This window comes from Microbacterium sp. TW_SC_2 (genome assembly GCF_055361165.1).
The window spans coordinates 678,454-697,569 of the sequence record NZ_CM143952.1; the positions used below are offsets into that span (position 1 = coordinate 678,454).

17 protein-coding genes are annotated in these 19,116 nt (G+C 70.6%); 11 read left to right on the forward strand and 6 right to left on the reverse strand.

Translation table 11 applies throughout. The features are described 5' to 3' along the window. Positions 1-112: 112 nt before the first annotated feature. A complete protein-coding gene (gene aspS / locus ACWA14_RS03225; RefSeq protein WP_463796037.1) occupies positions 113-1,894 on the reverse strand; it encodes an aspartate--tRNA ligase in 1,782 nt (593 codons plus the stop codon). A gap of 129 nt (positions 1,895-2,023) precedes the next feature. On the opposite strand from aspS, the gene ACWA14_RS03230 reads away from it, so the two are divergent. Further along, positions 2,024-2,398 carry a DUF5684 domain-containing protein gene (locus tag ACWA14_RS03230; protein WP_463796038.1) on the forward strand — a complete coding sequence of 125 codons (375 nt, stop codon included), beginning with the start codon at positions 2,024-2,026 and terminating at the stop codon, positions 2,396-2,398. A 2-nt stretch (positions 2,399-2,400) separates the two neighbouring features. Then, entirely contained in the window at positions 2,401-3,045 is a 645-nt protein-coding gene (locus ACWA14_RS03235) for a histidine phosphatase family protein (protein ID WP_463796039.1), read from the forward strand. A 12-nt stretch (positions 3,046-3,057) separates the two neighbouring features. On the opposite strand, the gene ACWA14_RS03240 is transcribed toward ACWA14_RS03235, so the two are convergent. Continuing rightward, positions 3,058-3,969, reverse strand: a complete 912-nt coding sequence (locus ACWA14_RS03240) for an NAD(P)/FAD-dependent oxidoreductase (RefSeq protein WP_463796040.1) — start codon at positions 3,967-3,969, stop codon at positions 3,058-3,060. Positions 3,970-4,028: 59 nt separating this feature from the next. On the opposite strand from ACWA14_RS03240, the gene ACWA14_RS03245 reads away from it, so the two are divergent. The 5 genes from ACWA14_RS03245 (at position 4,029) to ccsB (ending at position 8,753) form a co-directional block, all read left to right on the forward strand. Continuing rightward, on the forward strand, positions 4,029-4,433 hold the full coding sequence (locus ACWA14_RS03245; RefSeq protein WP_463796041.1) for a MerR family transcriptional regulator: 405 nt from the start codon (positions 4,029-4,031) through the stop codon (positions 4,431-4,433). A 66-nt stretch (positions 4,434-4,499) separates the two neighbouring features. Further along, positions 4,500-5,168, forward strand: coding sequence for a TlpA family protein disulfide reductase (locus ACWA14_RS03250; protein ID WP_463796042.1), 669 nt, complete (start codon positions 4,500-4,502; stop codon positions 5,166-5,168). Between the two features lie 16 nt (positions 5,169-5,184). Beyond that, entirely contained in the window at positions 5,185-5,955 is a 771-nt protein-coding gene (locus ACWA14_RS03255) for a cytochrome c biogenesis CcdA family protein (protein ID WP_463796043.1), read from the forward strand. A 34-nt stretch (positions 5,956-5,989) separates the two neighbouring features. Next, positions 5,990-7,768, forward strand: coding sequence for a cytochrome c biogenesis protein ResB (gene resB, locus ACWA14_RS03260; protein ID WP_463796044.1), 1,779 nt, complete (start codon positions 5,990-5,992; stop codon positions 7,766-7,768). A gap of 4 nt (positions 7,769-7,772) precedes the next feature. After that, on the forward strand, positions 7,773-8,753 hold the full coding sequence (ccsB, locus tag ACWA14_RS03265) for a c-type cytochrome biogenesis protein CcsB (RefSeq protein WP_463796045.1): 981 nt from the start codon (positions 7,773-7,775) through the stop codon (positions 8,751-8,753). A gap of 61 nt (positions 8,754-8,814) precedes the next feature. Here ccsB and ACWA14_RS03270 read toward each other — a convergent pair whose 3' ends face one another. Genes ACWA14_RS03270 through ACWA14_RS03280 form a run of 3 tightly spaced genes read right to left on the reverse strand, consistent with a single transcriptional unit; the run spans position 8,815 to position 14,209 of the window. Beyond that, positions 8,815-9,417 carry a 2'-5' RNA ligase family protein gene (locus ACWA14_RS03270; protein WP_463796046.1) on the reverse strand — a complete coding sequence of 201 codons (603 nt, stop codon included), beginning with the start codon at positions 9,415-9,417 and terminating at the stop codon, positions 8,815-8,817. 35 nt (positions 9,418-9,452) lie between these two features. Then, complete coding sequence (locus ACWA14_RS03275) at positions 9,453-11,423, reverse strand: YhgE/Pip domain-containing protein (RefSeq protein WP_463796047.1); 1,971 nt, start codon at positions 11,421-11,423, stop codon at positions 9,453-9,455. Further along, positions 11,420-14,209 (reverse strand): MMPL family transporter, encoded by a 2,790-nt coding sequence (locus tag ACWA14_RS03280; RefSeq protein WP_463796048.1) that lies wholly within the window; start codon positions 14,207-14,209, stop codon positions 11,420-11,422. Before ACWA14_RS03280 ends, ACWA14_RS03275 begins: the two co-directional genes overlap by 4 nt. Positions 14,210-14,340: 131 nt before the next feature. Between ACWA14_RS03280 and ACWA14_RS03285 the strand changes: the two genes are divergently transcribed. Then, the gene (locus ACWA14_RS03285; RefSeq protein WP_463796049.1) at positions 14,341-14,994 is read left to right on the forward strand and encodes a TetR/AcrR family transcriptional regulator; all 654 of its coding nucleotides are present in this window, start codon (positions 14,341-14,343) and stop codon (positions 14,992-14,994) included. On the opposite strand, the gene ACWA14_RS03290 is transcribed toward ACWA14_RS03285, so the two are convergent. Further along, positions 14,975-15,958, reverse strand: a complete 984-nt coding sequence (locus ACWA14_RS03290) for an o-succinylbenzoate synthase (RefSeq protein ID WP_463796050.1) — start codon at positions 15,956-15,958, stop codon at positions 14,975-14,977. The two genes, ACWA14_RS03285 and ACWA14_RS03290, sit on opposite strands and share 20 nt — an antisense overlap. A gap of 100 nt (positions 15,959-16,058) precedes the next feature. Between ACWA14_RS03290 and ACWA14_RS03295 the strand changes: the two genes are divergently transcribed. The 3 genes from ACWA14_RS03295 to ACWA14_RS03305 all read left to right on the forward strand — a co-directional run bounded on the left by ACWA14_RS03295 (position 16,059) and on the right by ACWA14_RS03305 (position 19,073). Then, positions 16,059-16,970 carry a 1,4-dihydroxy-2-naphthoyl-CoA synthase gene (locus tag ACWA14_RS03295; RefSeq protein WP_463796051.1) on the forward strand — a complete coding sequence of 304 codons (912 nt, stop codon included), beginning with the start codon at positions 16,059-16,061 and terminating at the stop codon, positions 16,968-16,970. A gap of 10 nt (positions 16,971-16,980) precedes the next feature. Then, positions 16,981-18,141, forward strand: coding sequence for an AMP-binding protein (locus tag ACWA14_RS03300; protein ID WP_463796052.1), 1,161 nt, complete (start codon positions 16,981-16,983; stop codon positions 18,139-18,141). Positions 18,142-18,281: 140 nt separating this feature from the next. After that, positions 18,282-19,073 carry a class I SAM-dependent methyltransferase gene (locus tag ACWA14_RS03305; RefSeq protein ID WP_463796053.1) on the forward strand — a complete coding sequence of 264 codons (792 nt, stop codon included), beginning with the start codon at positions 18,282-18,284 and terminating at the stop codon, positions 19,071-19,073. The last annotated feature ends 43 nt before the right edge of the window (positions 19,074-19,116 follow it).

The following is a 19,116-nucleotide window of genomic DNA, read 5'->3' on the forward strand; positions in this document are numbered from 1 at the left end:
GCCGGATTCCCGGGATCCGTCCGAGCGGAGCGCACACGGCCGAAGGATCCGCACATGACGAGACCCCGTACGGCGGACAGCACGGGGTCTCGTCAGATCGGACGGGCGCGGATCAGGCCTCGTCGTCCTCGGGCTCGAAGTCGACGCCGGCTTCGGCGCGCTGTGCGTCGGTGATCGGCGCGGGAGCCGAGGTCAGCGGGTCGAAGCCGTTTCCCGACTTCGGGAACGCGATGACCTCGCGGATCGAGTCGGTCTTGGTCAGGTGCTGCATGACGCGGTCCATGCCGAGTGCGATCCCGCCGTGCGGCGGGGCGCCGAACTTGAACGCGTCGAGCAGGAAGCCGAACTGCTCGTCGGCCTGCTCCTCGCTGATGCCCATGACCTCGAACACGCGCTTCTGCACGTCTTCGCGGTGGATACGGATCGAGCCGCCGCCAAGCTCCGAGCCGTTGCACACGATGTCGTACGCGTAGGCGAGTGCCGAGCCCGGGTCGGTGTCGAACGTGTCGGCGAACTCCGGCTTCGGTCCCGTGAACGCGTGGTGCACGGCCGTCCAGGCCCCCGCACCGACGGCCACGTCGCCCGAGGCCACCGCGTCGGCGGCGGGCTCGAACATCGGAGCGTCGACGACCCAGGTGAAGGCGAACTCGTCGGGGTTCAGGTAGCCGAGACGGCGACCGATCTCGACGCGGGCGGCACCGAGCAGCGCACGGCTGTCCTTGGCGGAACCCGCGGCGAAGAACACGCAGTCGCCGGCTTCGGCTCCGACGAGTTCCGCGAGTCCGGCCTGCTCCGCCTCGGAGAGGTTCTTGGCAGCAGGGCCGCCGAGCGAGCCGTCCTCGTTGAAGAGCACGTAGGCGAGGCCGCGGGCGCCGCGCTGCTTGGCCCAGTCCTGCCACGCGTCGAGCTGCTTGCGCGGCTGGCTCGCGCCACCGGGCATCCGCACCGCACCGACGTACTCGGCCTGGAACACGCGGAAGGGGGTGTCGGCGAAGTACTCAGTCGCCTCGACGAGCTCGAGGCCGAAGCGCAGGTCGGGCTTGTCGGAGCCGTACTTGGCCATGGCCTCGGCATACGTGATGCGCGGCAGCGGCAGCGACACCTCGACGTCGATGGTCGACCACATCGCGGCGATGAGCGACTCCATCAGCGTGATGACGTCTTCCTGGTCGACGAAGCTCATCTCGATGTCGAGCTGCGTGAACTCGGGCTGACGGTCGGCGCGGAAGTCCTCGTCGCGGTAGCAGCGGGCGATCTGGAAGTACTTCTCGACACCGCCGACCATGAGCAGCTGCTTGAACAGCTGCGGCGACTGCGGCAGGGCGTACCAGCTGCCGGGGCTCAGGCGAGCCGGCACCAGGAAGTCGCGGGCGCCCTCGGGCGTCGAGCGCGTGAGGGTCGGCGTCTCGACCTCGGTGAAGTCCTCGGCGTGCAGCACGTCGCGGATCGCCTTGTAGACGTTCGAGCGCAGGCGCAGAGCGGATGCCTGGGCCGGGCGGCGCAGGTCGAGGTAGCGGTACTTGAGGCGCGCCTCTTCCCCGACCGTCTCGGTCTCGGCGACCGCCGTGGACACCTGGAAGGGCAGCGGAGCGGACTCGTTGAGCACCTCGACCTCGGCGGCGATCAGCTCGACCTCGCCGGTGGGGAGGTTGGGGTTCGCGTTGCCCGCCGGTCGCTGCGAGACCTCGCCGGTGACCTTCAGGACGAATTCGTTGCGCAGCGGGTGCGCGATCTCCTCGTCGCGGATGACGACCTGGGCGATGCCCGAGGCATCCCGCAGATCGATGAAGGCGACTCCTCCGTGGTCACGACGACGATCGACCCAGCCCGTGAGGGTGACGGTCTGACCGATGTGCTCGGCTCGCAGTGAGCCTGCCGAGTGGGTGCGAAGCACGGAGTATTCCTTCTGATCTGGGAAATGGGGAGCCCGCCCATTCTACGGGGGCCGATCGTGCCCGATCGGCGTCGTTCCCGCGGCGGGAGGGCGATCGTCAGTAGGATCGCCACGAACGAAAGGCGCACCATGGACTCCAACGGCATCTCCGACCTGTACGCATCGATCTTCTCCGGCACCTCCGGTCTGATCGCCCTCGTCTTCTACGTCGCGGTCGTGATCGGACTGTGGAAGGTGTTCACGAAGGCAGGCCAGCCCGGCATCTTCGCGATCATCCCGATCGTCAACGTCATCTTCCTGGTGCGCATCGCCGGCATGTCCGGGTGGTTCGCGCTGCTGTACCTGATCCCGATCGTCAACATCGTCTTCGGCATCATCGTCGCGATCAAGCTCGGTGAGCGATTCGGCAAGGGCGGGCTGTTCTCGTTCTTCCTGCTGTTCGTCTTCCCCTACATCGGCTACCTGATCCTCGGCTTCGGCGACGCGCGGTACTCCAGGGCCTGAGGATGACGGCGACGCGATTGCACCTCGTCCGCCACGGAGAGGTGCACAACCCGCGCCGTGTGCTCTACGGGCGCCTCCCGGACTTCCACCTCAGCAAAGCCGGGAAACGGATGGCGCAGGCCGCGGCGGATCACGTCGGCGGTCTGGGGCGTCCGGTCGTCGCTCTCTACTCCTCGCCGCTGGAGAGGGCGCAGGAGTCGGCCGAGCCGTTCGCGCAGCGCTTCGACCTGGTCCCCGAGATCGACATCCGGGTCATCGAGCCGACGAACGTGTTCGAGGGCACGCAGATGCGGCGATCGCTGCTGAATCCCCTCAACTGGTGGCACCTGCGGCAGCCCTCGGTGCCGAGCTGGGGTGAGCCGTACACCTCGATCGCGGAGCGGATGCTCGGCGCCATGGATGAGGCGTGGGATGCGGCGACGGGCCCGGGGCAGAGCGCCGGAGACGTGGTCATGGTGTCGCATCAGGCGCCGATCTGGATCACGCACCTCCGGGTTGCGGGTCTGCCGTTGCAGCATGACCCGCGCACCCGGCGCTGCGCGCTGTCGAGCGTGACCTCGTTCGAACGCGTCGGCGATGTGTGGCGCGAGGTCGCCTATGCCGCCCCGGCGGAGGTGGACGGCGCGGTCGACGTGGGCGCGGTCTGAGCAGCGTCCGGCTCAGTGCTCGGCGGCGAGCAGTGACTGGATGACTCCGATGGCCGCGAACTGGCCGGCCGTTGCGGCCATCATCACCGCGGCCAGGGGGCCGGGCAACGAGGCGCGGTGCGCGAGGTCTCCCGCCGCGTACACGCCGGGGGTCGAGGTGCGGCCGAAGTCGTCGATCTCGATCGCGCCGGATTCGAGCATGTGCAGGTCCAGCTGGGCGGCGAAGGGGGCGCGCTGACGCATCGCTCCCGCGGCGACGAAGACCCCCGCGACATCGTGCTCGGCATCGGCCGTGCGCACGCGGACGCCGGTCCCTTCTGCGGAGACCGAGTCCACGGGCGTTCCGCTGACGAGGGTTCCCCGCTCTTTCAGCGAGGCGCGCTCCTCCGCCGTGAAGGCCTCGCCGATCGGCACCACGGTGATGTCGCTCACGATGCGCCCCAGCAGGCCGATCAGGTGCTGCGCGCGGGCGGCGCCGCCCCGCACGAGCAGGGCGATGGGGAGGCCGGCGTGCTCGTGTCCGTCGCAGAAGGGGCAGGCGAAGGCGCGCGTGCCCCACAGCGCTGCCAACCCCTCGACCTCGGGAAGCTCGTCGACCACGCCGGTCGCGAGGATCACCGTCCTGGCCGACGCCGACGACCCGTCGAGCAGCGAGACGACGAAGTCGCCCTCCACGCCGGCCACGTTCTCGACGGTGGTGCGGCGGATCTCGACGTCGGCGTAGGCGGCGAGCTGGGTGCGGGCGGTGGCCCGGAACTCCGCCGGCGGTGTGCCGTCGTTGCCGATCACGTTGTGCATGTGCGGCACCATGCCGTTGCGGTACTCCCCGGAATCGAGCAGCAGGGTCGAGCGGTGCATCCGCCCGAGCGTCAGGGCGGCCTGCAGGCCGGCGGGGCCGGCGCCGATCACGATCGCGTCATACATGGAGGGTCCTTTCGACCGACGGGGTTGCGTGCGGTCTCAGTCTGTGACTTCATGTCAACATGAAGTCAAGTTCCGGTCATCCCTGGTCCGTGGGCGATATCGCCGCGCGCTTCGATCTCCCCACCAACGTACTCCGGCACTGGGAGGCGGTCGGGCTGCTGCGGCCGGCGCGCGACGACGCGGGGCGGCGCCGGTACGGGGAGGACGAGGTCGTCCGCATCGCGGTGATCCAGCGCAGCAAGGCGGCCGGCATGAGTCTCGAGCAGATCGCGGTGCTCCTCGACGACGGGAGTGCGGGGCGGCACGTGGTGCTGCAGGCGCACCTCGACGACCTGGATCGCCGGATGCAGGAGATGCGGCTCTCGCGCGAGATGACCGAGCACGCGATGCGGTGCCGCTCACACGACATCGCCACGTGTCCGCGCTTCCGAGCGAGCGTCGCGGACGTGCTCGCGCGGCTCTGAAGGCCTCCGGGCGGGCGGCCTCCGCATCGGGCCTATGCATAGGAAGCCGCGCGTAAACTGGGAATCGTGCCTCCTGCTCTCTGGGTCTCCGAGCCTGTCGACGGGCTTCCGCCCCGCGACGGCCGCTCCACCCGCACCCGGCGCTCGCGCCGTGCGCTCGGTGCTGCGCTCGCCGCGGTCGTCGCGATCGGTCTGAGCGCCTGCGCTCCCGATCCCGTCAGCCAGTCCTTCCTGAGCGGGGAGAACACGGGCTACATCGCCGCCGACGGCGCGATCTCCGAGATCCCGGTCGCCGAACGCGGCGAGCCCGTCGAGTTCGGCGGCGTCACCGAGAACGGCGAGGACTTCGACAGCGCGGACCTCGCCGGACAGGTCACCGTGGTCAACTTCTGGTATGCCGGATGTGCGCCATGCCGTCTCGAGGCCGGCGACCTGGAGAGCGTCTGGCAGGAGTACCGCGACCAGGGCGTGTCCTTCGTCGGTATCAACACCCGTGATCAGGCCGACACCGCGCGCTCCTTCTCCGACGAGTTCGCCATCACGTACCCGAGCCTGATCGATGTCGACACGGCCGAGGCCAAGCTCGCGTTCGCGGAGGCCGTGCCCATCGCCGCGACGCCGACCACTCTCGTGCTCGACAAGCAGGGTCGTGTGGCCGCGCGGATCATCGGACCGATCGACGGCACCTCCATCCTCTCCACGCTCGTCAAGGACGCGCTCGCGGAGTCACCGTGATCACGGCGGGCGCGCGGTGAACGTCGACGTCATCATCGGCTCCAGCACCCTGTGGTTGGCGATCCCGGTCGCGATGCTCGCCGGGCTGATCTCCTTCCTCTCGCCGTGCGTGCTGCCTCTCGTGCCGGGATACCTCGGTTTCCTGGGCGGTGCGGTCACGCCGCGCGCGCCGAAGGGCGCCGTCGCCGGAGCGGATGCCGCCGGTCCCGGGCGAGGGCGCCTGGTCCTCGGCGTGCTGCTGTTCATCCTCGGCTTCAGCATCGTCTTCGTCGCGATCACGGCGCTGGGCGGTGCGGCGAACGTCTTCATGATCCAGTGGGGCGAGCTGATCACGCGCGTGCTCGGTGCGGTCATCATCCTCATGGGACTGGTCTTCCTCGGGCTGTTCGGGTTCGCGCAGCGCGAGCTCCGCTTCCACATCGATCCGAAGTACGGCGTGCTCGGTGCGCCGCTGCTGGGCATCGCGCTCGGCATCGGCTGGGCGCCCTGCCTCGGCCCGACCCTCACGGCGATCTTCGCGCTGTCGTTCAACGCGGGCGACCCGGTGCGCGCGGGCTTCCTCGGGCTGGCCTACTCGCTCGGACTCGGCATCCCCTTCCTGCTCGTCGCGCTCGGCTTCGGCTGGGCGACGAAGACGGTCGGCTTCCTTCGTCGGCACATCCGCATCGTGAACATCATCGGAGGCGTGCTGCTGATCCTCCTCGGCATCCTGATGCTGACCGGGCTGTGGACCGACATCATGTCCCGACTGACGGCGGTGATGAGCAGTGTCCTCCTCCCGCTCTGAGAACAAGAACGCAGGCTCGACCATCAAGGACGACGTGACCTCCCAGCCCCACGACAGCAGCGATCCGCTCCGGCCCTCGGATCACGTCGACGGCGACGACACCATCGCCCAGCCGCGCCTCGGCCTCGTCGGCTGGCTGCGCTGGGGCTGGCGCCAGCTCACGTCGATGCGCACGGCCCTCGTGCTGCTGCTCGTGCTGGCGATCGCGGCGATACCGGGGTCGATCTTCCCGCAGCGCATGGCCGACCCCAACGGTGTCAGCCAGTGGGAGCGCGACAACCCCGATCTCTTCCCGATCCTCGACGGTCTGAAGCTGTTCGACGTCTACCTCTCCCCGTGGTTCTCGGCGATCTACCTGCTGCTGTTCGCCTCGCTCGTCGGATGCGTGATCCCGCGCATCCGTCACCACGCGAAGGCGCTCAGGGCGCGCCCTCCCCGCACGCCCGCCCGCCTGCAGCGGCTCGAGGACTTCCGCTCCGTGCGGCGCGTGCCCGCCGACGCGTCCGCGCGCGACGCCGAGGCCGCAGCGTCCACCTCCGTGGACATCGCGACGAGCCAGCTCAAGGCGCTCGGCTACCGCGTGGAGCGCTATGACCGGGGCCGCACCTTCTCCGTCTCAGCCGAGCGCGGCTACTGGCGCGAGACCGGCAATCTGCTGTTCCACCTCGCACTGGTGGGCGTGCTGATCACGGTCGGCATCGGCGGCGGCTTCTCGTACACGGGTCAGCGCGTGCTGGTCGAGGGCGAGACGTTCGCGAACACGCTCGTCGACTACGACTCCATGAACCGTGGACGATTCGTCGGCGACGATGCGCTCGCTCCCTACTCGATGCGGCTCGACAGCTTCGACGTGACGTACCAGCCCTTCGGTGAGGCGGGTTCCGGCCAGGCCGGAGACTTCTCGGCCAACGTCACCGTGAACGAGAACGGCGAGGAGCGCACCGGTGCGGTCAAGGTCAACGAGCCGCTCAGCGTGGCCGATGACGCGGTCTTCCTGCTCGGCAACGGCTACGCCCCCACCATCACGGTGCGCAACGCGGCCGGCGATGTGGTGTTCACCAACAGCATCCCCTTCCTGCCGCAGGACACGCAGATGACGTCGCTCGGCGTCATCAAGGTCACCGACGGGCTCCCCGAGCAGCTCGGACTGCTGGGCTTCTTCTACCCGACGACGGGCGTGCTCGAGAGCGGGGCCTTCTTCTCGGCCTACGGGGCGCTGACGAACCCCACTCTGACGCTCGACGTGTACTCGGGCGACCTCGGCATCAACGACGGCACGCCGCGGTCGGTGTACGTGCTCGACACCACCGATCTGACCAAGCTGACCGGACGGACGACCGACGTCGAATCGATCGAACTCGCCCCCGGCGAGACCGCCGACCTGCCGAACGGCATGGGCACGGTGACCTTCGAGGATGAGTCGCCGGCGGGCGCGACCGATGCCTCGCAGACGGTCAAGCGCTTCGCCTCGCTGCAGATCCACCGCGATGACTCCGGACCGTGGGTGCTCGCCTTCGCGCTGCTCGCCCTCGGCGGGCTCATGCTGGCGCTGTTCGTTCCCCGCCGCCGCATGTGGGTCAAGGCGACCGCCGGCGACGACGGGGTCGCGCTCGAATACGCCGGTCTCGCCCGCGGCGAGGACCCGACGATCGCCCTCGCGCTCGACGACCTCGTCGCCGGGCATGCCCGACTTCTCGACGCCGACGGCACGACGACCGCCGCTCCGGCGCCCGACGACGCTGCGCCCGACAGCTCGGCACCCGACAGCGAGGCCTCCGACCGCCCGGCCTCCGACACCCCGAAAGTAGACTGACACCATGTTCGACCTCAACGTGATCTCGCCGATCCTGCTGTGGACGGCGATCGCGGTCTACGCCGCGGCCTTCGTGGCCTACGCCTTCGACCTCGCGCGTCGCTCGCAGCTGTCCGCGGACTCGCAGACGGCTCGCGAACTGGTCGGCGCCTCGGTCGGTGCGCGCGGTGGGGCCACGGCCGGCGCCGCATCGGGGGTCTCGTCGGATGCCCGGCCTCCGCGCTTCGTCATGGCGCGCATCGGCACCTCGCTGACGGTGCTGGCCTTCCTCTTCCACCTCGGCGCCACGCTGACACGCGGCATCGCGGCGGGACGCGTGCCGTGGGCGAACCTCTACGAGTTCGCGATGATCGGGACGCTCCTGATCATCGCGGTGTACCTGATCGTGCTCACGCGCATGGACCTGCGCTTCCTCGGCACGTTCATCACCGGTCTGGTCGTGGTGCTCCTGGGGCTGTCCTCGACGAACTTCTATGTCGACGTCTCACCGCTCATGGACCCGCTCAAGAGCGTCTGGCTCGTCATCCACGTGTTCGTCGCGTCGCTCGGAACCGCGTTCTTCGCCCTCGCGTTCGCCCTGTCGGTCATCCAGCTCATGCAGTCCCGCCGCGAGCGTCTCGTGAAGGAGGGGGCGGAGAAGGCCGGCCCCGGCTTCCTGCGGACCTTCCCCACGGCGGAGCGCCTGGAGAGCATGGCCTACCGCTTCACGATCATCGGCTTCATCCTGTGGACGTTCACCCTGATCGCCGGGTCCATCTGGGCGTACTACGCCTGGAGCCGCTTCTGGGGCTTCGACGTCAAGGAGACCTGGACCTTCGTGATCTGGGTGCTCTACGCGGGGTACATCCACGCGCGGGCGACCCGCGGATGGCGCGGCAACCCCTCGGCGTGGCTCGCCATCGTGGGGTTCTCGGCGGTCATGTTCAACTTCACGATCGTGAACGTCTTCTTCAAGGGTCTGCACGCCTACTCCGGCATCTCCTGAACCCGGGCGCGGCCCGCAGCCCTCGGCAAGGATCCTGCGCACCTGCAGGTCCGCCGCGGGATCAGGCGCGAACGTGCGGCCGCATCGGGATGACCTCGGCGTGCTCGGTGCCGTCGTGGTACGACACCAGTTCGAGCTCGGCGATGCGCTCGGCCGGCCGTGATCCGAGTGACCGGCGGGACGAGTGCGACAGCTCGGTCCACTTGGCCGGGGCGATCGTCTTCGCGTAGATCAGCGAGACGTGGAACGTCCAGTCCGCGACGGTGCGCTCGTCGACCCGTCGGAAGTCCGTGGTCTCGAGAGCATTGCTCAGACTGGTGTACGCCGAGACCAGGGTCGCGCTCCGGGTGAGTCGCAGGAGCACGACCTGCCAGGGAGCGGGGAACACGTCGACCGCCTCGGCGGCCACATCGATCGGCTGCTGGGCGGCCGCCCATTCTCGCAGGAACGCCGCCAGCTCCTCGCGGCGCTCCGGCTCCTGGAAGGCCCGGAGCGTGACGTGCGCGGCATTCGGGTGCGGGACCGGCACGGCCGCGCGGGTGAGTGCCGTGCGCTGTTCGGCGCGGTAGATGTCCGCCACGGCGCGCTCCGGACGCAGCACGAGGTACTGCTGTCCCTCGAGTGCGGCGAGCTGGTCGGGAGACGTCATGAAGGGGTGGCGCATCTCTTGATCGTAGGTGCGCCGACGGCATCCCGCGGTCAGGCCGTCGCGAGCACCGCCTTCGTGGAGGTCGTCCGGCGCACCGCGACCGCCAGGGTCGTCGCCACGATCGACAGCACGCCCCAGACGACGAGAGCCGCCACGGCCGCACCGTTCCCGGCGATGAGACCGGTGAACGCGGGGGCGGTCGGCAGCGCGCCGCCGAGGGTCGACAGCCAGCCGGGCACCGTCGAGATCAGCCCGGTCGCCACCGCGAGCACACCGACCACGGCGCTGACCCAGCGGCCGATGCCGCCGAAGACGGCCACCAGGGCCTGGTTCACGGCGGCGAACACGACGCCGGTGAGCACGGCGGTCCCGGCGAAGGTCCACCACGCGGCGACGTCGTAACTGGCCACGAACTGCACGATCACCGACAGCAGCAGGCCCTGTCCGGCGCCGATCAGGGCGGCGGGAGCGAACGCCCGCAGAGTGAGGCCGGCCGAGGAGCGGCGCGAGGTGAGGGTGCGCGCGGTGTGCGCGCGCATCACGATGAAGGACGCCAGCCCGCCGAACCACAGCACCACGGCGGCGAGCAGGGGGATCGCGGTCGGTCCGAAGAGGGTCGTCGTCGAGGAGTCCGTCGACACCGGGTCGGCGATCACCGAGGCGAGGGAGGTCGACTCGGAGTCGCTGAACGAGGGGAGCGAATCGGCGGCGGTGCGCAGGCCGCCGGCGAGTTCGCCCGTGCCGGAGGCGAGCGTGTCGAGTCCGGTGGCCAGCTCGGTCGTGCCGTCCGCGAGCGCGGTGGCGCCGTCGGAGAGCTGCGTCGCACCCGAGGCGAGGGCGCGCGCTCCGGCGGCCGACTGGTCGATGCCCTGGCTCGCGAGCTGGTTCAGTCCGCCCGCGAGTTCCGTGGCGCCGTCTCCGGCCTGCGTGAGGGTCGACGCGAGCGTGCCGAACGTGCCCGGGATGGCGGCGACGCCACCCGCCACCTCCGGAGCGTTCAGGATGCCGGAGGCGGTGCCCGCGGCTGTCGCGGCCGAGACCGCGTCGGCGGCGGCAGCGGCGATCGCATCGCAGGTGGCCTGGGAGGACGTGGCGGGCACGCACTGCGCCGCCAGCGCACCGAGCTCCTGTGCCAGCGAGCCGGTCTTCGTCGCGGCATCCTGTGCCGCTCCGGCACCCGACTGCACCGCCCCCACGAGCTGCGTGACGTCCCCGACGTTGTTCTGCAGCTGCGTGCCGCCGTCGGTCAGGCCGGCACCGAGCGTGCCCGCGCCGGACGCGGCGTCGCGCGTGTTCGCGGCGATGGTGTCGAGTCCCGACGCGAGGGAGGAGGCACCGGAGCCGAGGTCTGCAGCCCCGGAGGCCAGCTGCGTGGCGCCGTCGGGGATCTCGGCGGCCCCGTCCGCGGCACTGCGTGCGCCGGTCGCGAGGTCGACCGCCCCGTCGGCGGCCTCACCGATCTGATCGCCGATGGTCGTGAAACCGACGAGGATGTTCTCGGTCGTCGCCTCGGAGAGCATGGTGCCGAGCGTCGACGCGGCGACGTTCGCGATCTGGCCGGTGATGAGGTCGTCGGCCACGAGTCCGTCTTCCGGCGTCGTCACCCGGATGGTCGCCTGCTCCGGGTCGCCCCCGCCGTCGGCGATCGCCTGGCCGGAGGACGTGGCAGCGGCCGAGAAGCTCTCCGGGATCGTGATGACCGCCTGGTAGGAGCCGTCGGCCAGCCCCTCCGCGGCGTCGTCCTCGTTCGAGATCACCCAGGTGAGGTTCGAGTCGAAGTCGTCCGAACCCTCGACGAGTCCGGAGGCGAGCTGTCGCCCGAGCGGGGTCACCTGGTCGTCGATCGTGACCGGCTCGTCGAGGTTGACGATCGCGGCCGTCATCGAGTCCAGACGCTCGGTCGGGTCCTGCAGTGCCGCGACGAGGACGCCCCCGACGGCGGCGGGCAGCAGCAGGATGCCGAGGATGGTCAGCCACGTGATGGGCTTGCGGGAGCGTGCGCGCTCGATGGGGAGGGTCATGCGGTCACCTCGGTGGAGTGTTCGGACGAACGGCGGGCCGTTCCGGTGTCGATGACGTCGGCGGAGGACCAACCGGCCTCCGCGAGGAGGGAGCGGGCCGCCGCGGCGTCGGAGGCGGTGGCGAACACCGCGAGGGGGCGTGATGCCGCCGCGTCGCGCAGCATCGCGGCGGCCTGGTCGCGCTGCCCGCCGGCGAGACGGTCGATGCCGTCGATCACGACGACCGCGGATCGGCCGCGCAGGGATTCCTCGAGGTCGAGCAGCGCGGCATCCGCGTCGTCGATCAGCACGCAGCCCACGTGTGCCCGCACCCAGGCGGCCCGGCCGGGGAGCAGATGCCCGGCGACCCGGAGTCGGCCCTCGTCTGCGGGGATGCGCCCGGCCACCGTCAGCGCGAGCGCGCGGCGGACCCGGCCGTCGTTCCCGGTGGCGATGAGAGCTCCGCCGGGGGCGACGCGGAACGAGGCTCCGGCCATCACCGGGGCATCGGCGCCGAGGGACAGCTCGTCGGCGGCGATCACGGAGTCGTCACCGGGCCAGGAGGCGAGGTGACGTTCGCGCTCGACGGCCTCTCCTTCGATGTCGACGCTCGGCAGGATCTTCTCCAACCACGCGGGCAGCTGCCAGGCGCGCTCGCCGAGGATCGCCATCAGTGCGGGGATCAGGGTCATGCGTACCAGGAACGCGTCGATCGCGATGCCGGCCGCGAGGCCGAGGGCGATCGGTTTGAGCGAGGAGTCGCCCTCGGGGACGAACGCCACGAACACCGCGAACATGATCAGTCCGGCGGCGGTGACGACCTTGGCCGAGCCCGTGAAGCCGCTGCGCACCGCGCGCAGGGCCGCCGCGCGACGGGTGGCGCGATCCACGCCCTGCGATCCCTCACCCTGTCGAAGGGCCTTGTCGTGCACGAAGTCCTCGCGCATGCGGGACACCAGGAACACCTGATAGTCCATCGCCAGGCCGAACAGCACCCCCATCAGGATGATCGGCATGAAGCTGATGATGGGGCCGACCTTCGCGACGTGCAGGGCATCGGCGAACCAGCCCCACTCGAACACCGCGCCGACCACGCCGAAAGCGGCGACGATCGAGAGCAGGTAGCCGAGGGCGGCGGTGATCGGCACCCAGAGAGAGCGGAACACGATCGTGAGCAGGATCAGCGAGAGCCCGATCACGAAGATGCCGAAGGGCAGCAGCGCATTGCCGAGCTGGTCGGAGATGTCGATGCCGACGGCCGTGAAGCCCGTGACCTTGAGGTCGATCCCGAACTCGTCGAGCCACTCGTCGTGGTGGGAGCGCAGCTCGCGGACGAGATCGGCGGTCGCCGGGTCGTCCGGCGCCGTCTCGGGCACGATCTGGACGATGCCGGTGTCGGCGGTCTCGTTCGGGGTGGCGAGGGCGACCTCCTTCACGCCGGGGATGTCGGCGACGGCATCGCCGAGGTCTTCCATCAGCCCGAGCGGGTCGGTGGAGGTGACGATCGTGCCGGTGAGGATCAGCGGGCCGTTGAACCCGGGGCCGAACTCCTCGCCGACCAGGTCGTAGCTCTGGCGTGCCTCGGAGGACTCGGGCAGGACCCCGGCGTTGGGCAGAGCGAGGTTCAGGCTGAGGGCGGGCACGGCGACGATGCCGAGGCCGAGCACGACAGCGGCCGAGACCAGGATCGGGTGTCGGGTCACGCCGCCGACCCAGCGCTCGCTGAAGCCGCGGCGCGGCGCCGGGGCGGGCTTGCCCTTGCGGGCCTTGCGCTCGCGCTTCGGGCGGCCGACGACCCGGCCCTTCATGAAGCCGAGCAGCGCGGGGGTCAGCGTGACCGCGATGGCCACGGCGATGGCCACCGCCACGGAGGCGGCGATGCCCATGGTCGTCAGGAACGGGATGCCGGCGAAGCCCAGGCCGATCAGGGCGATCAGCACCGTGACACCGGCGAAGACGACGGCGGATCCGGCGGTGCCCACGGCGCGGGAGGCGGACTCTTCGGGATCGACGCCCTCACGGACCTGGTCCTGGTGCCGGGCCATGATGAACAGCGCGTAGTCGATGCCGACGGCCAGGCCGAGCATCAGCGCCAGGAGCGGGGTCGTGGAGGAGACCGTGGCGAACGCGGTCGCGGCGAAGATGCCCGCCATCGATATGCCGACACCGAGCACCGCGGTGAGCAGGGGGAGGCCGGCCACCACGAAGGAGCGGAACGTCACGATCAGCACGAGGAGCGCGATCACGAGTCCGACGGCCTCCGTGAGCGTCAGCCCCGGGATCGAGGTGGCGAACAGGTCGCCGCCGAGCGCGGTGCGAGCCCCCGACGGGAGCTCCTCGGCGAGGGCATCCGACACCGAGCGCAGCGCGTCCTTCGTCTCCTCCGAGACATCGGTCGACTCGCCGTCGAACTGCAGGCGCACGATCGCCGCCGTCTCGTCGTCGTTGATCATGCCGTTGACCATCTCGTCATACGGCGAGTTCGCGGCGAGCACGCCGTCGAGATCTCCCAGCTCGTCCACCGCGGCCTCGATGTCGTCGCGGTAGGGGTCGTCCATGACGGAGTCGCCGTCGGCGGCGACCACGATGATCTGCGCGCTCGTGCCGCTCACCTGGGGGAAGGAGCGGGAGAGCTGCTCGAGTCCGGCCTGCGACTCGGTCCCCGGGATCGAGAACGAGTTGTCGGTGCCGGCGCCGAGCACGAGGGCACCCGCCCCCGCGAGGCCGAGAGCGAGGAGCCAGGAGACGAGAACCCGCCACGGGTGCCGGAAGGACCAGCGACCGAGCGAAGACAGGAGAGTGGACACGCGTTCCTCCGGGGGATGTCGTGCGGATACACAGGTGTATCCAATACATAGATGTATCGTAAAGTCATCCACCCGCCACAGCCTGTGTGCGGGGTGTGAATCGTGCGAGAGTGAAGGGCCAGGAGGTTTCGATGACGACACCCGCTCCCCGCAGTCGCGAGAACACCCGCGCGCGGCTCCTCGAGGCGGCCGCGCAGGTCTTCGCGGAGGTCGGTCTCGACGGCGCCTCCGTCGAAGAGGTCTGCGAACGCGCCGGCTTCACCCGTGGGGCCTTCTACTCCAACTTCGAGTCCAAGGACGAGCTCTTCCTGATGCTCACGGCCAGCGTGGCCGAAGTGCGCCTCAACGCCGTGCGCACGCGAGTCGAGGAGATGACCGCGGACGGCGCGCTCGCCGCGGGCTGCGATCCCGTCGACATCGTCCGACAGGTGATGGAGCTCGGCGGTGACGACCGCCTCGGTGTGATGCTGATGAGCGAGATCCGCATCCGCGCCCTGCGCGACCCCGCGTTCGGCATCGCCTACCTGGCGCAGGAGCGCGAGATGGTCGCGAGCATCGCCCGGATCATCGAGGACATCGTCGAGGCCGGGCCGCTCGAGCTGCGCCTGCCGGCCGACGTCGCGGCCCGCATGCTCATGATCGTCTGGGAGGGCATGACCGTCCGTGGCGCCATGGAGGGGCAGGACGACGAGGGGCTCCGCCACTTCGGCAGCGACGAGCTCGGCCGCCTGGTGCAGCTGATCGTCGACGGAGCCGGTGGGGGAGTCAGCTCTCCCGGGTGCTGAGCTCGTAGTGGCAGCGCGCGAGACGCGCCACCCACCACTCGCGCCGCTCGTCCGGGGCGGCGAGCCGGTGCAGCGCGTCGCCGTCCGGGGTCACCCGGGCGGCGGAGATGCTGCCGTCGTGCGGGCGGATGTCGGCGACGTCGTCGAGGAACAGCGATGACGTCCCCAGGCCGCAGTCGAAGGAGAGATCGGGGAGCGCGGCGGCCAATGCGGCGCCCTGGGAGAGACCGACGGCGGTGTCGAGCGCACTGGACACGACGACCGGGAGCCCGGCGGCCGTGATGATCTGCAGCGCCCGGGTGACCCCGCCCAGCGGCTGCGCCTTGATCACCAGGAGGTCGGCGGCCCGCGCCCGAGCGACCGCGAGGGGATCGGCCGACTTGCGCACGCTCTCGTCCGCGGCGACGGGGATGCCCATGTACTTGATCCGTCGGCGCAGATCGGCGAGCTCCGGCACCGTGGCGCACGGCTGCTCGACGTACTCGAGGTCGTACTCGCCCAGCGCATGCACCGCGTGCTCGGCCTCGTCGACGTTCCAGAAGCCGTTCGCGTCGATGCGGATGCGGCCCTCCGGTCCCATGACCTCGCGCACGGCGCGCACCCGCGCGACATCGTCGGCCAGCGACTGTCCGGGTTCCGCGACCTTCACCTTGGCGGTCCGACATCCCGGGAACCGCTCGAGCACCTCCGCGACGCGCGCTGCCTCGATCGCGGGGATCGTGGCATTGACGCCGATCCGCTCGCGCAGCGGCGCGGGCTGCGGGCTCCACGCGAAGTCGATCGCGGCGGCGAGCCACGTCGCGGCCTCGGCATCGTCGTACTCCGTGAACGGGGAGAACTCCGCCCAACCCTCCGGTCCCTCGAAGAGCAGGGCTTCGCGGGTGTCGACGCCGCGGAAGCGCGTGTGCATCGGCAGCGCGACGACGCGGGCCGAATCGAGCAGGTCTGCGAGGGAGGGGAGCATGGCCCCATTCTGCTCCGTGCGCGCCGCGGCACGGCATCCCCGCCCCTGGCGAGTCGTCCACACCCTGCTCTGAGGCGTCCGCAGGAATAGGGTGGATGACGTGACCAGCACATTCGTCTCCGACCTGTTCGACGCCGACCAGTGGCGGCTCGCGCCCGGGGCGGAGGAGTACACCGACATCACCGCGCACGTCTCGACCGACGGCGGCGTCGCGCGGATCGCCTTCAACCGGCCCGACGTGCGCAACGCCTTCCGCCCGCACACGGTCGACGAGCTCTACCGTGCCCTCGACATCGCCCGCCAGGACTCGCACATCGGCGCGGTGCTGCTGACGGGCAACGGCCCCAGCCCCAAAGACGGCGGCTGGGCGTTCTGCTCCGGCGGGGACCAGCGCATCCGCGGGCGCGACGGCTACAAGTACTCCGAGTCGGAGACCGCGGTGCAGGATCCGGCGCGCGGCGGGCGGTTGCACATCCTGGAGGTGCAGCGGCTGATCCGCTTCATGCCCAAGGTCGTCATCGCCGTGGTGCCGGGATGGGCCGCGGGCGGCGGGCACTCGCTGCACGTGGTGTGCGACCTCACGATCGCCTCCGCGGAGCACGGGAAGTTCAAGCAGACGGACGCCGACGTCGGCAGCTTCGACGCCGGCTACGGCTCTGCGTACATGGCCCGCCAGACCGGCCAGAAGTTCGCCCGCGAGGTGTTCTTCCTCGCGGAGGAGTACTCCGCGCAGCGCGCGTATGAGGCGGGAGCGGTGAACCGCGTCGTGCCGCATGCCGAGCTCGAGCGCGAGGCGCTGGCGATGGCGCGTACCGTCCTCACCAAGTCGCCCACCGCGATCCGCATGCTGAAGTTCGCGTTCAACGCGGTCGACGACGGGCTCGTCGGCCAGCAGGTGTTCGCCGGCGAGGCCACGCGCCTCGCCTACGGCACCGATGAGGCTGTGGAGGGGCGGGACTCCTTCCTCGAGAAGCGCGAGCCCGACTGGTCGTCGTTCCCCTGGCACTACTGAGAGCACGCGCATGGTCTCCCTGATCCCGACGGACGCCGACGATCCGGTCGCGCTGCAGGACGCGTTGCGCGGGGCCCTCAGCGGCGGCCCGGCCCTCGGGCTCGGGATGATCGACGGCGCCGCCGAGCAGGTGCCCGACGGTACGGCGGCCGTGATCGCGACCTCGGGGTCGACCGGCATCCCGAAACGGGTCGTGCTCAGCGCCGAGGCGCTGCGAGCCGGTGCGGAGGCCACGGCGGAGCGGATCGGCAGCGGTCGCTGGCTGCTCGCGCTTCCCGCGGGCTACGTGGCGGGCCTGCAGGTGCTCGTGCGGTCTCTGGTCGCCGGCACCGCGCCGGTCGCGCTCGCGGGCCGCTTCTCGCCGCGCTCCTTCGCGGAGGCCACGCTGTCGATGCTGCGCCCGGCAGCCGGGGCGGGAGGAACCCTCCCCGAGCTCTACACCGCGCTCGTCCCCGCGCAGCTCTCGACGCTGCTCGATGCCGCGGACGACACCGCCGTGCGGGGGGCGCTGGGGGCGTATCGCGCCATCCTGGTCGGCGGGCAGGCGCTCCCGGAGCCGCTGCGCGAGCGGGCGTCCGATCTCGGCATCCGCCTCGTGCGCACCTACGGCTCGACCGAGACCGCGGGGGGCTGCGTGTACGACGGCGTGCCGCTCGATCGGGTCGCGGTGCGAGTCGTGGACGGCGAGCTGCGCATCGCCGGCCCCCAACTGGCCGACGGTTATCTCGGGGACCAGGCACTGACGGACCGCACCTTCGTGCGCGACGACCACGGACTGCGCTGGTACCGCACCGGTGATCTCGGCCTCGTCCATGACGGGGTGGTGCGGGTACAGGGGCGCGCCGACAACGTGATCGTGTCCGGCGGCATCAACATCTCTCTCGACCTGGTCGAACGCGTCGTGCGACAGGTGCCGGGTCTGCATGATGCCGTCGTGGTGGGCGTCGACGACGAACGGTGGGGTGAGGCATCCGTGATCGTGGCGGCCCGGGGCGCGGCACTGCGGCGGAGCGAGACCGATCAGCTGGTGCACGCGCGCGACGCGGTCGAGGCCGAGCTGGGAAAGCACGCCAGGCCCGCGCGACTGATCCTCGTCGACGAGCTTCCGATGCGGGCATCCGGAAAACCCGACGGCGAGGCGATCCGCGCCGCCGTCGCCGAGCTGCGCTGACCCCTCGCACTGCCCCCTCCTCTCGGCGCTGAGCCACCCCCTTCTGTGCGACCCGGCCCTCTGCGGATGTTCATAGAGGGGTGGCTCGCACAGAGAGGGGCCGGTCGGCGAGAGGGAGGCGTGGGCTGTCAGACTGAGGCATGGCCACGTACACGCACGGACATCACGAATCCGTCCTCCGCTCGCACAACACCCGCGACATCGCGAATTCCGCGGAGTACCTTCGACCGCACCTCCTGCCGACCACGCGTCTGCTCGACGTGGGCGCCGGGCCGGGCACGATCACGGCGGACTTCGCCGGCATCGTGGCGCATGTCACGGCGACCGAGATCAGCGCCGAGGCGCTGTCGCTGTCGCGCGATCTCGCGGCCGACCGGGCGCTGAGCAACCTCGACTTCTCGATCGAGGACGTGCATGCCCTGAGCTTCGCCGACGACAGCTTCGACGTGGTGCACGCGCATCAGGTGCTGCAGCATGTCGCCGATCCGGTGCAGGCGCTGCGGGAGATGCGCCGCGTCACCGTGCCGGGCGGGATCGTCGCCGCGCGCGATGCGGACTACGCCGGCTTCCACTGGTTCCCGGTGCTCCCCGAGCTCGATCGCTGGCTCGCGCTGTACCGCGCGGCGGCACGGGCGAACGGGGGAGAACCGGATGCCGGACGGCGGCTGCTCTCCTGGGCGCGCGCCGCCGGATTCTCGGATGTCACCGCCACGGCATCCACCTGGTGCTACGCCTCGCCCGAGCAGCGCCGGTGGTGGGGCGGGATGTGGGCCGACCGCATCCTCGAATCCGCCCTCGCGCACCAACTCGTCAGCGGCGGGATGGCGTCGCGACGGGAGCTCGAGGAGATCAGCGCGGCGTGGATGCGCTGGGCCGAGGACGGCGACGGCTGGTACCTCGTGCCGCACGGCGAGATCCTCTGCCGCGTCTGAGCCGCGGAACGGCGCCGGAGCAACTACATCCGCAGACGGACGC

Excerpts from the sequence above, each read along its gene's own strand:
- ACWA14_RS03230 (WP_463796038.1), top strand. The coding sequence starts at position 2,024 with ATGGACTCCAACGGCATCTCCGACCTGTACGCATCGATCTTCTCCGGC.
- ACWA14_RS03235 (WP_463796039.1), top strand. The coding sequence starts at position 2,401 with ATGACGGCGACGCGATTGCACCTCGTCCGCCACGGAGAGGTGCACAAC.
- ACWA14_RS03240 (WP_463796040.1), bottom strand. The coding sequence starts at position 3,969 with ATGTATGACGCGATCGTGATCGGCGCCGGCCCCGCCGGCCTGCAGGCC.
- ACWA14_RS03245 (WP_463796041.1), top strand. The coding sequence starts at position 4,029 with ATGAAGTCAAGTTCCGGTCATCCCTGGTCCGTGGGCGATATCGCCGCG.
- ccsB (WP_463796045.1), top strand. The coding sequence starts at position 7,773 with ATGTTCGACCTCAACGTGATCTCGCCGATCCTGCTGTGGACGGCGATC.
- ACWA14_RS03270 (WP_463796046.1), bottom strand. The coding sequence starts at position 9,417 with ATGCGCCACCCCTTCATGACGTCTCCCGACCAGCTCGCCGCACTCGAG.
- ACWA14_RS03275 (WP_463796047.1), bottom strand. The coding sequence starts at position 11,423 with ATGACCCTCCCCATCGAGCGCGCACGCTCCCGCAAGCCCATCACGTGG.
- ACWA14_RS03285 (WP_463796049.1), top strand. The coding sequence starts at position 14,341 with ATGACGACACCCGCTCCCCGCAGTCGCGAGAACACCCGCGCGCGGCTC.
- ACWA14_RS03290 (WP_463796050.1), bottom strand. The coding sequence starts at position 15,958 with ATGCTCCCCTCCCTCGCAGACCTGCTCGATTCGGCCCGCGTCGTCGCG.
- ACWA14_RS03300 (WP_463796052.1), top strand. The coding sequence starts at position 16,981 with ATGGTCTCCCTGATCCCGACGGACGCCGACGATCCGGTCGCGCTGCAG.
- ACWA14_RS03305 (WP_463796053.1), top strand. The coding sequence starts at position 18,282 with ATGGCCACGTACACGCACGGACATCACGAATCCGTCCTCCGCTCGCAC.